This is a genomic window from Flavobacterium piscisymbiosum (assembly GCF_020905295.1).
Classification (GTDB): domain Bacteria; phylum Bacteroidota; class Bacteroidia; order Flavobacteriales; family Flavobacteriaceae; genus Flavobacterium; species Flavobacterium piscisymbiosum.
Genome location: NZ_JAJJMM010000001.1, coordinates 2,526,971 through 2,543,849 on the forward strand (window position 1 = coordinate 2,526,971; position 16,879 = coordinate 2,543,849).

A 16,879-nucleotide genomic window follows, 5' to 3' on the forward strand; every position below is an offset into this window, starting at 1 on the left:
AAACGATGAAAACAAAAAAAATAATTTATAAGGTTCTTTTGATCGCATTGCCATTTGTTTGGACTAGTTGTAGTGATCTTTTAGATGTTGAACCACAAGATCGAATTACCAAAGAAAACTTTTATAAATCAGAGTCTGATTTTCAGGCGGCAACAGGGCCGTTATACAATAAAGTCTGGTTCGATTTTAATGATAAATTTTATTATGGTTTAGGCGACGGACGCGCAGCAAACTTATATGCTCCTTTTTCTGATTACGTGTATCCGTTTACAGATCTTACAGAAACAGGATTAACAGGGCCTTTAGTTTCGGCTTGGGGATCTTTGTACAATGTTGTGCAGCAATCCAACAATGTTATTATTGGTATTAATAGCAGTACTGTAAACGAAAGCCTTAAAAGCAAATATATTGCTGAGGCAAGATTTATGAGAGGAACCGCCTATTGGTATTTGGCTTCGTTATGGGGAGATGTAATCATTTCTACAGACCCGAGAGAATTGGTAAAAAATCCAATCGTCAATAAAAATCCATTAAAAGATGTTTACGAATTTGCTATGCGTGATTTAGAATATGCAGCTAAATATCTTCCGGAAACGGCAGGTCAGTCAGGACGTTTAACACGATATAGTGCTTTTGGAATGTTATCACGCGTTTATTTATCCTATTCAGGAATAAGCGATAACCCAAATAGCGGATCAAGAAATCAGGAATATCTTGATCTGGCTAAAAAAGCGGCAGAAAAAGTAATCACTTCAGGTCCTTATACTTTGATGCCTAATTATGCTGATTTATTTATGGTCGAAAACAACAACAATTCAGAGTCAATGTTTGCTTTGCAGTGGGTTCCTAACGGAGATTATGGAGTAAACAATACACAACAGGCTTATTTTGCATTTAGCTCTGATATTACCGGAGATGATGCTGCCTGGGGTTATTGGACAAGAGCTTCATACAATGTTTTACAAGAATATGAATCTAAAGATGCACGCCGTAAAGCTACCTGGATGGGTGATGATGATTTTTATCCGGAAATAAGCAAGTCAAACGGAGGATATACCGTAGATCACGCCAAAGATTTCTTAACAGTAAAAAAAGGAGTAGTAGGATCAACAAAAGACAATTCTAAAATTACCCGTATGAACTCGGCTTTAAATACTTATATGCTGCGTTTAGGCGAAGTGTATCTAAATTATGCCGAAGCTGCCTTAGGAAACAATGCCAGTACCGCAGATGCCCTTGCTTTATCAGGAGTAAATAAACTTCGTGTACGTGCAGGTCTTGATCCTAAAACAACACTTACCTATGCTGATATTATTCACGAAAGAAGAGTAGAGTTGTGTATGGAAGGTCAGTATTGGTATGATCTGGTTAGAAGATCGTATTACAAACAGCAAGAAGTGGTAAACTATGTAACAGGTCAAAATAGAGGAACGGTCACACCAATTCTTTATGATTCGGCAACAAATGCAGTTGCTGTTGATGCTACAAAAAGCACCAGTTCTCGTGCTATTGGTGTAATAGATGCTACCATTTTTGTGTTGCCTTATCCGGAGTCTGAGCTTGTTCAAAATCCTTTATTGAGAGAAAATCCAGTTCCGTATCAGTTCACCGAAGAAAGAATCAAAGACTTATTCTAGTAGAAAAATAATAAATCTAAAGAAGATTAATATGAAATATATTTTAAATAAAAAGTACTCGGCGCCCATCGCATTTCTTATAATGATGGTTTTTAGCATCCTGTTTACTGCTTGTGATAATAGCGATTCTAGTGGCAAAACAATTACCATAAGCAGAGTATTTCTGGAAGATGTAAATTCGTCTGTGCCGGATAGAGAAGTTACTTTTGCCCGATTAGGTCAGGCCATACGTGTTGAAGGTTCCGGATTTACCGGATTAAAAAGAGTGTATATCAACGGATACTCCACTTATTTTAATGTTGTTTTTGTATCTGATAATTCTATGCTGATCAATATTTCTGCTGATACGCCTACAATCGATGCAGATCCTTCAGTTCGAAATACCATTCGATTTGTAAATGATAGTAATGAAGCAATATTCTCATTCGAAATTCGTTCATCAAAACCGGTTATTGACCGTATTTCGAACACGATGCCAAATCCTGGCGAAACCATTACTGTTGAAGGTTCCGGTTTAACCGAAGTAAGTAAAGTAGTTTTTCCTGGTAATGTCGAAGTAACAAGCGGCATTACATCTGATCCTGATGGTGAGTTTTTTACCGTTACAGTTCCAAGCGGAATTTCAGACAACGGAGGTTCAATATTTGTTCAGAGTTCAAACGGAGGAGCTTATTCTCCGGCTTATTTTAATTTCAAAAAAGGTATTTTAATCAATTTCGACGGACAAGGAAGTCAGGGTTCATGGGACAGAGCTACTATGATTTTGCCAACAGATATAGAATCAGCCACTATAGGAACAGGAAATACTTCTCAGGGAAAATATGTACCGCATCATCCTTCACGTATGCCTGCTTTTGATACAAAAGTGCGTCAATCAGAAGTATGGACAGCAGGAACAGGTTCTGATAACTGGAGAACCCAATTAACTCCTTATATTCCTGCAAATACGCCGCTTGACAAAGTAGCATTGCAATTTGAAATCTATGTTCCGGATGCCTGGAAAGATTCAGGATATTTAAAAATGTGTATGGTCAATAATTTTAACGGCGGCGAATGGGCAGGTGCTGTTTATAACTACATTCCGTGGTTAGTAGACGGAAAATCAGTTGCTTTTCAAACGACAGGCTGGACAACAATTACCATTCCGCTAAATAAATTTTATGCATGGTCTAAAGAAGCTTTTACTTTCGAAACCGTTTTGGCTTATCGTGAAGCTGCGACCTATCAAAACTTTGGAATTTATTTCGAAAATTCTGATGTAAAATTAAAAGATGTTTTAGGAACGGCAAGCGAAGTAGAATTTCCTGCAAAAGCCACTTCAGTAAAAGTATATACAGACAACTGGAGAATTGTTTCACTAGATACACCGGTTTATAATGATTTTCCTTAATTAAGTAAAAGCATATTTAATTAAAAAGATAAATCGTGTAATTTAAAAAAATAGTAAAAATGAAATATAAATATATATTCCCTATAATCGCTTCGTCTTTAATGATTTTGTCATCATGTGACGACAACAAAATGGACTGGCAAAAAGATCCGGATCATGGCGCAGTGACAGGAGCAGAGCTTCCATTAGAACTGGTTGAAAAAATCAGCAGATATCAACCCTTAAAAACCTATACTGATTTTGTTTTAGGAAACGGTATCGGAGCCGATTTGTACATGAGCGATGCTGCGTACAGAAAAATTGTAAACGAAAACTTCGATGAGGTAACTCCGGGTTATGCCATGAAACACGGCGCAATGGTCAATGCAAAAGGCGAAATAAATTTTGCAACCATTGATGCTTTTATTGCAGAAACAAAAAAAGCAGGACTAACAGTTTTTGGTCATACTTTGGTTTGGCATTCGAACCAAAATGCAAGTTATTTAAATGGTCTTATTGCACCAACCGTAATTCCGGGTTCAAGTGGAACCAACATACTTGATGTAGCCGGTTTAAAAAGTGGCACTTTTGCCAATTGGGCAAGAAATAATCCGGGAAAAGGAATCGCAATTGTTGCAAATTCCGGTTTAGCAACCAATTCACAGGCAATTCAATTAGCTTCAAGTTCAGCTTCAGCGCAATCTTATAGTTTGCAGCTAACCTCTCCAAATGTTCCTATTGTAACAGGGCATAATTATGAAATTTCATTCTACATTAAATCAGATGTAACGGGTAAAGGTCGTATTTCTTTTAATGCATCTTTAGCCAATCAATATCCTTATAAAGATTGGTATAATTCAGGAGGAAGTTATACAGAAGCTTTTGCAACAACATCAGCCTGGCAGCAAGTTAAAATTAAATTGGCTCCGGGAGATTTTAAAGCAGGAAGTACTACTTTTCAATTTAATTTAGATCTGGGATATCTGCCAAATGTTATCTATTTAATAGATGTAAATACAATCGCCGTTGTAGATCTTGACGCTGTATCGGGTATTGTAAATTTAATTCCTAATGGAACTTTTAATTCAGGAATTACGGGATGGACAAAAGCCAACGGGGCAACAGATGCCTTAAGTCTTGCTGCTGCTCCAAATACGTATGAAGGAAGTGGTGCCATGAAAGTAGTAAATGCAGTTTCGGACGCTGCAAATCAGTGGAAAACACAGATTAATTCTCTTTTCACTTCGACCTTAACAGCCGGAAAAGATTATACGATTTCATACATGATCAAATCTGAAGCAACAGGTTCTGTAAGATGTTCAACGACAGGAGCTACAGCACATTATCAGGGAGATCAGGCTACCTCGACAACCTGGAAATTAGTCGAATGGAAATTCACCGGAAATGGTACAGAGACAGGTTTGAACTTTGATTTGGGAGGAACTGCAGGAACGTATTATATTGATAATGTGGTAGTAACTTCGGGCGAAGTTTCTGGAGGAGGAGGCGTAACAGCACCAATAAACATTGAGAAAACCGATGCCGAAAAAACAAAAATCATCGGAGATGCCATGAAAGACTGGATTTCTAAAATGATGACACATTATAAAACAAGCGTTTTTGCATGGGATGTGGTAAATGAGCCAATGAAAGAAGACGGAACATTAAGAACCGGTAATGAAGGAGATACGGCTACAGATTATTTTTCATGGGCAAAATATTTGGGCAAAGATTACGCAGTAACAGCATTTAAATTAGCCCGTCAAAACGGAAACACTACAGATAAGCTATTTATAAATGATTATAATCTGGAATCCAGATTAGACAAATGCGAAGGTTTAATCAAGTATGTCGAATACATCGAAAGTCAGGGCGGAACTGTTGATGGAATTGGAACTCAGATGCATATTGGCCTGACTACTAACAAAGATAAAATTGTTCAGATGTTCCAAAAATTAGCTGCTTCAGGAAAATTGATTAAAATTTCTGAACTAGATGTACGATTAGGAACAAATGCACCAACTGTAGCGCAACAAGCAGCTCAGTCTGAAATGTATCAATTTGTGATCGATATGTATAAAAAACACATTCCTGTACCGCAACAATATGGTGTAACAATCTGGGGCGTTTCTGATAGCGTAAAAGAGCATGAATTCTGGCTTCCTGATGAATCTCCAAACCTTTGGGATGCCAATTATGTTCGTAAACATGCTTATAAAGGAACTGCAGATGGACTTGCAGGAAAAGATGTGAGTAAAGATTTTTCTGGAGAACTGGTAAAACCATAAATTTCTTTTGATAAATAAATCCGTAGTACAAATCCCGAAATGGGTTTGTGCTATGGATTATTTGTTTTCTTAACTTTTAATTCAAACTTTAGTTAAGAGTGCAATAAAACTATTAATTTTTAATATGAAACGAATTAGAATGTTTGATTTTTCAAAAAACAGATTTTTTTTATTGATTTTCTTATTCACACAAATTGGTTTTTGTCAGGATAAAATACCAAGCCTTCATAAAAAAGGCAACAAAACCCAATTGATTGTGAACGAAAAACCTTTTATTATACTGGGTGGCGAATTAGGAAACTCTTCGGCAACAAGTATGGAAAGCATGGAACCTATTTGGGAAAAATTAACCGATATGAATCTGAATACGGTTTTAACTCCTGTTTATTGGGAATTAGTAGAAAAGGAGGAAGGTAAGTTTGATTTTTCTTTAGTTGATGATTTAATTCTGAAAGCCAGAAAACAAAACCTGAAAATAGTTTTTTTATGGTTCGGATCCTGGAAAAACAGTATGTCAAGTCATGCTCCGGAATGGGTAAAATTAAACCAAAAAAAATATCCAAGAATAAAAGATGACAAAGATAAAAGTCATGAAATTTTAACGCCTTTTGGCGAAAACAATCTACAGGCAGATTTAAATGCTTTTCAGAAATTGATGGCGCATATTAAAGCTTTCGATCAAAAAGAGCAGACAGTAATTATGATGCAGGTCGAAAATGAAATAGGAATGTTGCCAACTGCCAGAGATTATCATCCGTTGGCGAATACAGCTTTCAAAAAAGAAGTTCCCGAAGAATTAATAAAATACCTGCAAAAGAACAAAGAAAAACTAGTTCCTGAATTTTTAGATATATGGAAGAAAAATGGTTTTAAAACCTCAGGAAATTGGGAACAAATTTTTGGAAAAGGATTGCAGACCGATGAGATTTTTATGGCCTGGTATTTTGCTAAATTCACCAATAAAGTAGCTAAAGCCGGAAAGGACAGTTATGCCATACCAATGTTTGTAAACGCAGCATTAAACGCGCCGGATAAAAAACCGGGAGAATATCCAAGTGCCGGTCCGTTGCCACATCTTATGGATGTCTGGAAAGCAGCCGGAACAGCTATTGATTTTCTTTCTCCGGATTTTTACAATCCTGAATTCAAACACTGGAATGATCTATTTACCCGTCAGGGCGATCCTTTATTTATACCCGAACATCGTTTTGATGCCAGCGCACCATTCAAAGGTTTGTATGCCATAGGACATTATGAAGCAATGGGTTTTTCGCCTTTTTCTATTGAATCTGTTGTTGATGCAAAAAAAGAACCACTGGGAAAAATATATGATTTAGTCAAACAATTAATGCCTGTTATTGAAGCGAATAAAGGTCAGGGGAAAATTGACGGCGTTTTATTAGATAAGGAAAATCAAGTGCAGATTATTCAATTAGGCAATTACGAATTTACATTCAAACATGATTATACCTTAAATTGGTCAGATGGTGCCAAAGAAGATACCTGGCCAACATCAGCTGCTGTAATTATCGAAATAGGAACCGATGAGTTTTACATCGCCGGATCCGGAATTGTAGTCACCTTTAAACCATTAAAAAATAAAAATTTAAATGCAGGAATTTTAAAAACAGATCAGGGAAAATTCGAAAATGAAACCTGGCGAACCATCCGACATTTTAACGGAGACCAAACCCATCAGGGAAGACATTTAAGAATATCCGTAGGCGATTACGAAATTCAAAAACTGAAATTGTATACTTATGAATGATTTTTTTAGCCGCGAATTTCACGAATTTTCACAAATTAAAAAATTCGTAAAATTGAAAAATCAACACAAAGTATAGATTAGTGGACATTCGTGAAATTTGTGGCGATAAAAGAAAAATCAGCAAAAATCCGTTTTATCCGTAAAATCCGTGGGCAAAAAAAAACAACAACAAATGAAAAAAATAATAATATTCATTACGTTACTCCTTAGCATTAGCACAAACGCACAAATAAAATTACCGCGCTTAATCAGTGACGGAATGGTTTTACAACGCGATACCAAAGTAAAAATTTGGGGTTGGGCTTCCGCCAAAGAAAAAATAGAACTTACTTTCGATAATAAAACATACAAGGCAATTACAAATGCAGAAGGTAAATGGTTAGTTGTACTTCCGTCACAAAAAGCAGGCGGTCCTTACGAAATGACTTTGAAAGCGAGTAATACAATTGTCTTAAAAAATATCCTTTTCGGTGATGTCTGGATATGTTCCGGACAATCAAACATGGAACTTCCTATGGGTCGTTTAAAAGACAAATACAAAGAAGTTATTGCTAAATCAGAAAATGCAAACATCAGGCAGTTTTTGGTTCCGGATCAATATTATTTTGCCAATGAAAAAGAAGATTTCACAGCAGGAGAATGGATCTCGGCAAATCCTGTAAGCGTTTTACAATTTTCAGGAGTGGCTTATTTTTTTGCTTTAGAGATCTATGAAAAATATAAAATTCCAATTGGATTGATAAATAGTGCTTTGGGAGGTTCTCCAGCCGAATCCTGGATCAGCGAAGAAAATGTGAAAAAATTTCCCGATTATTATCAGGAATTTTTAAAATATAAAGATGGAACACTTGAGAAACAAATCGACGAAAATGATCGTAAAATTAGTCAGGAATGGTATAAATTGGCCAATAATAGTGATGAAGGATTAAAAAACAATTGGAAAAATTCAGATTTGGATGATTCAAATTGGAAAACAATGAATGTTCCGGGATATTGGGCAGATAATGAGTTAGGAAATGTAAATGGAGTCGTATGGTTCAGAAAAGAATTTACGATTCCGAAAGTACAGGAAAACATAGCAAAATTTATTTTAGGACGAATTGTCGATGCCGATTCGGTTTATGTAAACAATCATTTTGTGGGAACAACTTCATATTTGTATCCGCCAAGGATTTATTCCTTCAATAGTAATCTTTTAAAAGAAGGTAAAAATGAAATTTCGGTTCGGGTTATCAATAATTCGGGTAAAGGAGGCTTTGTTTTAGACAAGCCCTACGAATTGGTTTTAGGAAATGATACTTTAGATTTAAAAGGATCATGGAAATATCAATTAGGAGCCAAAATGCTGCCTTTACCCGCACAAACTTTTGTGAGATGGAAACCAGTTGGACTGTACAACGAGATGATTGCGCCATTAAAAAACTATTCAATAAAGGGTGTTTTGTGGTATCAGGGCGAATCGAGCACCAAAAAGCCATCAGAATATTATGCTTTAATGGAAACCTTAATTACAAACTGGCGAGTACAATGGCAGCAGCCAAAATTGCCTTTTTTATACGTACAACTCACCAATTTTATGGATCCAAAAACAGAACCGGTAGAAAGTAACTGGGCTGCTTTAAGGCAACAGCAACTTAATACCTTAAAAGTACCAAACACCGGAATGGCAGTAACCATAGATTTAGGCGAATGGAATGATATTCATCCTTTAAACAAATACGATGTTGGTAAAAGACTCGCATTACAGGCAAGAAAAAAAGTTTATGGCGAGAAAAATTTAGTAGCTTCAGGGCCAATTTTTAAGGCAATTGAACAAAAAGAAAGCAAATTGATTCTGAGTTTTTCAGATGTAGGATCAGGCTTAATGGTTAAAGATAATGGCGAATTAAAAAGTTTTGCAATTGCCGGAAATGACGGTCATTTTGTTTGGGCAAATGCGATTATAAAAGACGATAAAGTTATAGTCTGGAGCGACGCGGTTATTGATCCGTTTAAAGTGAGATATGCTTGGGCAGATAATCCTGTAGAGGCTAATTTGTACAATAAAGAGAATTTGCCAGCTTCGCCTTTTGAAGCAAATTTAGAGACAAAACAGTAGCTTAGTTTTGCTATAATTCCCAACAAAAAAATCCAAAGTATACCCGTACTTTGGATTTTTTTTATTGCTAAAAACAAACACACAAAACCAATTTTAAAACCTATTCCTTAACTTATTTAAACTGAAAAGTTAGAGTTCGATTATTAATTTTTTCAAAAATATTTTTTTTGCTAAAACGTTTTAGTATATTTGCCGGGATGATCTTGCTTTTTGTGTATTACTGAGTGTTTGTAGTGTTTACTTTTTTAATTGTAATGCTTAATGTTAAAATTTTATTCATACTACTTATTGTTAGTTAATATTCAAAATGATAAAATCGAACTATCAAATCTAATTTTGTAATCGAATACCTCTTTCAAATTGAAAACAACACTATATTTTTATTACTGTTTACTACTCTTTTTTTCTATAACTATTTCCCACGCTCAGGATTGGCCCAATTTAAATCGTTATAAAGACGAAAATGCTAAAGTTCCGGTATTAAGCCCTCAGGATCATAGCAGGGTTGTGTTTATGGGAAATTCAATTACAGAAGGCTGGATCAATAAAAGACCTGAATTTTTTAATGCAAAAAAATATATCAATAGAGGCATAAGCGGCCAGACAACGCCTCAAATGTTGTTGCGTTTTCGTCAGGATGTAATCAATTTAAAACCCGACGTGGTGGTTATTTTGGCAGGTATAAATGACATTGCCCAAAACACCGGACCTTATTCGCTTGAGGCAACTTCCGGGAATATATTTTCAATGTGTGAGCTGGCAAAACAAAACGGTATAAAAGTGATTATCTGTTCTGTTCTTCCGGCATTAGATTTTAAGTGGAAGCCTGGTTTAGAACCTGCTAAAAAAGTGGTCGAACTAAACAATGTGCTTAAGGCATACGCAGATAAAAATAAACTTTTTTATGCCGATTATTTTTCAGCAATGGTAAACGAGCAATTAGGACTAAAAGATGAATTAGGGACAGATGGCGTACATCCTAATGAAACCGGTTATGCTATTATGGAGCCAATTTTAGAAAAAGTAATTGCAAAAGCGCTCAAAAAGTAAATAAAAAACCTTTTCAAATTTATCACGATCCTATTTTATTTGAAGATGTAAATAGAATAGGAGTGTATTTTGAAAGATTTTGATGTTTTTTAAAGTAAAAAAAGCGCAACGATAGCCATTCAGTAGAATAGTATTGTTTTTTGACAATATAGTATCGTTTGTTAAGAGTCTTTATTTTTAGGTTTGAATTTTATTTTTTAAATCTCTAAAGAGTCTTATTTTCAAAGAAATAGAATAAAAAATAGATAATTAATTGAATTGATTATAAGTAAAAAAATTAAAATGGATAAGAAATGTCAATAACAATAGGTGTAGATATTGGTGGAAGCCATATAAGCAGTGCTGCTGTAAATGGTAATGATTTTGTAATAATTCCGGGAACATATTTTAGCGGAGCCGTAGATAGTAAAGCTTCTAAAGAAGTAATTATTAAAAAATGGGCAGAGATAATCAATCGAACGATTCAGATAATTCAGGAAACATACGACTATTCTTCAAGTGATGCTATCGGAATCGCTTTTTCTATGCCTGGCCCGTTCCAGTACGAAACCGGAATTGCCATGTTTGAAGGAAATGATAAATATGAATCCTTGTATAACGTATCGGTTGCAGAAGAACTTTTAAAATACCTGAGCACACAAAATGTAAGCTTTAGGTTTCTTAACGATGCCAGCTGTTTTGGAGTAGGAGGGTCGCTTAAACAAGAATCTGAATTGAATAGTAAAGTAATTGCTATTACGTTGGGAACTGGTTTTGGAGCTGCTTTTTTAGACAATAAACTGCCTATTACACAAGGAAGTAATGTTCCGCATAACGGTTGTTTATGGGACAAGCCTTTTCAGGATAGTATTGCCGATAACTATTTTTCGACCAGATGGTTTTTAAATCAATACGAAAGTGTTACAGGAAATAAATTAACAGACGGAGTTAAGGAAATTGCCGCTATTGAAGATTATTCGACCGCTAAAATATTTGATGATTTTGCGAATAACTTAAGCGAATTTTTAGCGCCTTTTATTCTTGATTTTGATGCAGATGTTTTGATTCTTGGAGGAAATATTGCCAAATCAAACCGATTGTTTTTATCAAAATTTCAGGAAAATTTAAAAAGCAAAAATATAAACATATCCATTTCTATTATTGAAAATACAGAGCAGACAAGTATCTTAGGTTCAAGTTATTTGTACAATGAAGTTTTTTGGGAAAGAATTAAAGCAGAACTGCCTTATTTTTAATAGAAAAATAAAAATCTTTTAAAAAAAAATAAACCATGAATACCACAATAGAAGATAAAGACAGTAAAGCAGTTGTGTTTGACAAAATTAGAAATGAAATTGAAAATCATAATTTTAAAATAGTAAATGAAGATCAGACCAGACCTTGGGGAGGTTTTTTTGTAATTGATGAAAGTCAGGCAAGTGATTTTATTGCCACATTTTTTTCGCATTTAAAAATCGATGAGGTTCAGATTACCAATAAATTAAGTCCGAAAATTTTGGTAGTTGCACCAGAGAAAAGATTATCATGGCAATATCATTTTAGAAGAGCAGAAATCTGGAAAGTAGTTGAAGGCCCTGTGGGAGTTAAAATTAGTGATACAGATGTCGAAGGCGATTTGAAAACATTGCAAAATGGCGATTTTATTAAGATGGATAAAGGCGAGCGTCACCGTTTAATAGGCTTGGATTCATGGGGAATTATCGCAGAAATCTGGCAGCATACAGATCAGGACAATCCTTCGGATGAAGAAGATATTGTGAGGCTTCAGGATGATTTTGGACGTTAATAAAAAATAATCCCGCCAAGACGCCAAGTCGCCAAGTTTTATTTACCCACCGATTAAACGATTAAAAATGATAAAAAAAATCTGCTTAGATCAATTTAAATCTGCGTGAAACAAAAAACTTTGCGACTTTGCGTCTTTGTCTTTAAAACATTGCAACTTATTTTAGGTGAAATAGTACTAATTTAACACAACAATAATAACTTTACTATATTTGGGCGTAATTTGTGATTTTAAATTAAAATGACCTTGAAATGAAGAAAAAACCTGTTTCTATTAGAAATATTGCCGATGAGTTAAAGATATCTGTAACAACAGTATCTTTTGTATTAAATGGTAAGGCAAAAGAAAAGCATATTTCTAAAGAGCTTACAAAAAAGGTTTTAGATTATGCAAAATTAATAAATTACAGACCCAACCAAATTGCGCAAAGTCTTAGAACCGGAAAATCAAAAATCCTGGTTTTTATGGTTGAGGACATTTCTAATAATTTCTTCTCTAAACTGGCCCGAATTTTTGAAGATATAGCCTACGAAAAAGGATATAAAGTTATTTTTTGCAGTAACGAAAATGATGACGAAAAATCGAATGAATTAATCAGTTTGTTTAATTTTCGTCAGGTAGACGGGTTTATTTTAGTACCGTCCCCGGGGATAAAAGATACTGTCGAAGGTTTAATAAAAGACAATATTCCGGTAGTTTTACTCGATAGATTTTTTGAAGGATTAGATTGCAGCAGTGTGGTTATCGACAATGCGCAGGCTTCGTTTGATGCTACAGAACACCTGATACACAATAAGTTTAAAAATATTGGCTTTATTACCACAGCTTCAGATCAGACTCAGATGAAAGGGCGTTTGTCCGGATATGAAAGTGCAGTAATAGAAAATGGTTTAAAACCGCATACGCTTCAAATTCCTTTTAATGAAATTATAAAAGGAAAAGGCAAGGAGTATGTTCATGATTTCTTTAAAAAACATCCGGATTTGGATGCTGTTTTTTTTGCCACCAACTACCTTGCACAAAGCGGACTTGAAGTTTTGAAGGAGAATAATCCAAAACTAATAAAAGAGCTGGGAATTATAGCTTTTGACGACAATGATATGTTCAAAATTTACGATCCTGCTATTACCTCGGTTTCTCAGCCTTTGATAGAAATAAGTACTAAATTGATGGAGTTGATGCTGCCTCTTTTAAAGAAAAAAGATGTGAGTGAAACCAGTCATCAAATCGTGTTAAAAACAGAATTAATAATACGGGAATCATCACTGGTTAAGTAGCCTTTTTTTACTTCTTTATAAGGTAAAATTCAAACCTTATTTTTTCAAAAATATTTCAAAAATCTGAGCTTCAATAGGTGTATTGATTCTCAGGTTTTTTTTTATATAATTTTTACTATAAAAATACACTCTCTTGCATCTCTAATGCATTTAACATGTTTTTTAACATCACGAATTTTAACATCGATTACAACGTTTTCGTTGAATTTCGCTGAGATTTATTCAATAAAATAATCGAAATAAGTGTATATCTTATAAAATTAACATTAAAATTATATTTGCTAAAATAAATTTTTTTTTACTAAAACGTTTTAGTATGTTTGCTACAGATTCATAAGTTAATACGGCTTGTTGAGTTTTTAACGATTAAAATTTACCGGAACCTTTTAACCGATCAAAAACTTCACAAGTTAATTTTTAAAAATATTTGAGGTGTTTTTAAACTTTTTAAGAACCTTCTTTAAAACTTCAGTATTAATTCAATAAAAACTAACTAACCAAAAATTTTCATGATGAAACAATCAAATTGCAGAAAGAAAAGAATGCTGTATATGCATTTTTTTCTCACAATTATTCTCATTTGTGGCGGGTATAACCAGGTTACTGCCCAGAATCAAAAAACTCAGGTTACTGGGGTTATCACTTCACTTTCAGACAAACTGTCTCTTCCGGGAGTTTCTATTGTTGATGTAAGTGATCCGAGAAATGCAGTAAATGCTGATTTTGACGGGCATTATTCGATAACATTAAAAAACGGAACAGGTTCTTTACGCTTTACCATGATTGGTTACAAACCAATAGAACTAAAAGTAAATAACAGAACCGTTATTAATGTGGTTATGGACTTAGATGTCTCAGCATTAGATGAAGTAGTTGTTGTAGGTTATGGTACACAAAAGAAAAGAAAAGTTGTAGGTGCCATCGATCAGGTTAATAATGATGCATTTAAAGATAGACCTAATGTAAATGCAACATTGGCTTTGCAGGGTAAGGCGCCAAGTTTAACAATTCAGCAAACAAACTCTGAGCCAGGTGCAGGCTTAAATCTTAACATTCGTGGGATAAGCACATTAGGAAATAATAGTCCGCTGATAGTTATAGATGGTATAGTAGGAGGAGATATTAATGCTTTGAATCCTGCAGATATCGAAAGTGTATCTGTGTTAAAAGATGCGGGTAGTGCTGCGATTTACGGATCGAGAGCCAGTAATGGAGTTGTGCTTATTACCACCAAAAAAGGAAGTAAAGGTAAACCAATGTCTATTCAGTACAGCAGTCTTACAGGATTTAATAGTCCAAAATATTTTACAAAACCGGTACACGGATACGAAAATGCTATGCTAAGAAATGAAGCGGCATATAACTCTGGTGAAACAACTGCGGTATTTTCGGCGGCTAAAATTGCAGAGCTAAAAGCAAATGGTGATACAGAATGGTTTGCAGAAGAAATTGTAAAACCGGCACTTCAATTAAACCAAAACCTTTCTTTTTCGGGCGGAAGCGACAACTCTACTTATTTAGTTTCATTAGGATATCTGGATCAGGAAAGTACATTTGTTGGGCCTAAAAAAGGTCAGGAACGTTACAACTTTAGAATAAACCTTACGAACGAGTACGGTAAATTTAAATTAACGTCGACATTAGCCTATTCAAAACAAAAAATTACAGATCACTCATCAAGCACAGGTACCTTAATGGCAGATGCTTTCAGGGTTCCGTTATATTATACTCAAAAAGATAAAGAGGGTAATTACCTGACCAATGATGTATTACAACAGTTTAATTCATTGGGTATTCTAGAGCAGGGAGGTTTTAGAAAATATGATAATGATGATATTTTTGGAGCTTTGAATGCAGAATTTAAATTATCAAATTCCCTAAAAGTAAAAGGTGTTTTTGGAGGACGTTTATGGTCTGGAAGTATGTACAGCAGAGTAAAAGAAGTGAATTTTTCGCCTCAGGGAGTTTATGGTGCTGACAGAGATACAAATGATGAAACCAGAAAAAGTCTTGACCTGAACACACAGTTTATGTTAGAATACAGTAAAAGTTTTGGAAGTCATAACGTGGGCGGATTGATTGGAGTTTCTAACGAAAACCATTCAGACAGAGGAATCGGAATTTACAAAAAATACACAGATCCGGATTTGGGAACTCCAACCAGTGAAACAGTAATTGGTGAGAACTCTTATAACTCTAATGGAAGTTCATCAAAAAATAGTCTTAATTCTCTTTTTGGTCGTGCATCATATGATTTTAAAGATAAATATTTTGCAGAATTCAGTTTTAGATATGATGGTTCATCAAAATTCAGAGATGAATTAAGATGGGGATTCTTTCCTTCAGGAACGCTTGGTTACGCATTAACCAAAGAAAATTTCATGGAAAGCTATAATGATAAAGTAGGTAACATTAAACTAAGAGCTTCTTACGGTATTTTAGGAAACCAAAACGTTGGTAACTATCAATATCAAACGACTTATTTTACTTTTCAAAATGCTTATGGTTTCAACAATAGCGGTGTAAGCGGTACAGGATATAATTTTGCAAATCCTGATATTCAATGGGAAAAAGCAGCCACTTTTAATGCGGGAATCGATGCTGATTTCTTTAAAGGAGCGTTATCATTTTCATTCGATTATTTTGATAAAGTAACATCAGACATTCTTGTTCCGCCACAAGTACCGGGAGTTTTTGGTACAGGACTACCAATGTTTAATGCTGGTAAAGTAGGAAACAGAGGATGGGAAATTAGCGCGACTTACAAACATAAAGGAAAAGTGTTAAATCATACTTTGATGGTGAATTTTGGTGATTCGAAAAACAAAGTATTAGACTATGGCGGAAAAGAAAGATTAACCGGAGTAGAAGAGTTACAGGTTATTCTTCGTGAAGGATTGCCTTTCAATTCATACGTTGGTTTAAAAAGAGATGGAATTTTTCAGAACTGGGATGAAATCAAAGGAGCAGCAGTTCCTGAAGGATTAAGTGTACAGCCAGGCGATAACCGTTATGTAGACGTAAATAAAGACGGTAAAATTGATGACAATGACAAATTTGTTTTTGGAAATCCTTTCCCTAGATATACTTACGGAGCTACTTATAATTTAGATTACAAAAATTTTGATTTAAGCATTTTTATTCAGGGTGTTGGAAAAAGAACCATGATGATTAGAGGGGAGCTTGTAGAGCCGTTTCACTACAATTATGGTATGACAATGTACACGAACCAATTAGATTACTGGACGCCTCAAAATCCGGATGCAAAATATCCAAGATTGGCAAACAATGGTACACAATCAAATACAAACAACTTCAGAAGAGGTTCAGACATGTATTTGTATGATGGTGCATATGCAAGACTAAAAAATGTGCAAATAGGGTATTCATTATCAGATGATGTGGCGCAAAGGTTAGGAATGAGCAGATTTCATGTTTATGTTTCAGGACAAAATCTACTTACATTATCTAAAGTGAAATTTGTTGATCCGGAACTTTCTGAATTCAACAATAGCATGACACCTTCAGGAGCTAACAGCGGAAGAGCTTATCCAACGCAGGTTTATTACGGAATGGGTATAGATATTACCTTTTAAAAAAAATGAA

General features: G+C 34.7%; 10 protein-coding genes. All 10 read left to right on the forward strand.

Going from position 1 to position 16,879, the window contains the following annotated elements; all coding sequences use genetic code 11:
- Positions 1–5: 5 nt before the first annotated feature.
- The 10 genes from LNP81_RS11130 to LNP81_RS11175 all read left to right on the forward strand — a co-directional run bounded on the left by LNP81_RS11130 (position 6) and on the right by LNP81_RS11175 (position 16,869).
- On the forward strand, positions 6–1,637 hold the full coding sequence (locus tag LNP81_RS11130; RefSeq protein WP_230035795.1) for a RagB/SusD family nutrient uptake outer membrane protein: 1,632 nt from the start codon (positions 6–8) through the stop codon (positions 1,635–1,637).
- Positions 1,638–1,668: 31 nt separating this feature from the next.
- Positions 1,669–3,027 carry a glycan-binding surface protein gene (locus tag LNP81_RS11135; RefSeq protein ID WP_230035797.1) on the forward strand — a complete coding sequence of 453 codons (1,359 nt, stop codon included), beginning with the start codon at positions 1,669–1,671 and terminating at the stop codon, positions 3,025–3,027.
- Between the two features lie 59 nt (positions 3,028–3,086).
- Positions 3,087–5,294, forward strand: coding sequence for an endo-1,4-beta-xylanase (locus LNP81_RS11140; protein WP_230035799.1), 2,208 nt, complete (start codon positions 3,087–3,089; stop codon positions 5,292–5,294).
- 124 nt (positions 5,295–5,418) lie between these two features.
- Positions 5,419–7,062, forward strand: a complete 1,644-nt coding sequence (locus LNP81_RS11145) for a GH35 family beta-galactosidase (RefSeq protein WP_230035802.1) — start codon at positions 5,419–5,421, stop codon at positions 7,060–7,062.
- A 172-nt stretch (positions 7,063–7,234) separates the two neighbouring features.
- Entirely contained in the window at positions 7,235–9,160 is a 1,926-nt protein-coding gene (locus LNP81_RS11150; RefSeq protein WP_230035804.1) for a sialate O-acetylesterase, read from the forward strand.
- A gap of 360 nt (positions 9,161–9,520) precedes the next feature.
- Positions 9,521–10,210: an SGNH/GDSL hydrolase family protein gene (locus tag LNP81_RS11155; RefSeq protein ID WP_230035806.1), complete on the forward strand. Its 690-nt coding sequence runs from the start codon at positions 9,521–9,523 to the stop codon at positions 10,208–10,210.
- Positions 10,211–10,503: 293 nt separating this feature from the next.
- On the forward strand, positions 10,504–11,445 hold the full coding sequence (locus tag LNP81_RS11160) for an ROK family protein (RefSeq protein ID WP_230035808.1): 942 nt from the start codon (positions 10,504–10,506) through the stop codon (positions 11,443–11,445).
- A 35-nt stretch (positions 11,446–11,480) separates the two neighbouring features.
- Positions 11,481–11,996 carry a cupin domain-containing protein gene (locus LNP81_RS11165; RefSeq protein ID WP_230035810.1) on the forward strand — a complete coding sequence of 172 codons (516 nt, stop codon included), beginning with the start codon at positions 11,481–11,483 and terminating at the stop codon, positions 11,994–11,996.
- Positions 11,997–12,247: 251 nt separating this feature from the next.
- Positions 12,248–13,273, forward strand: a complete 1,026-nt coding sequence (locus tag LNP81_RS11170; RefSeq protein ID WP_230035812.1) for a LacI family DNA-binding transcriptional regulator — start codon at positions 12,248–12,250, stop codon at positions 13,271–13,273.
- Between the two features lie 512 nt (positions 13,274–13,785).
- Positions 13,786–16,869 (forward strand): SusC/RagA family TonB-linked outer membrane protein, encoded by a 3,084-nt coding sequence (locus LNP81_RS11175; RefSeq protein ID WP_230035814.1) that lies wholly within the window; start codon positions 13,786–13,788, stop codon positions 16,867–16,869.
- Positions 16,870–16,879 lie beyond the last annotated feature (10 nt).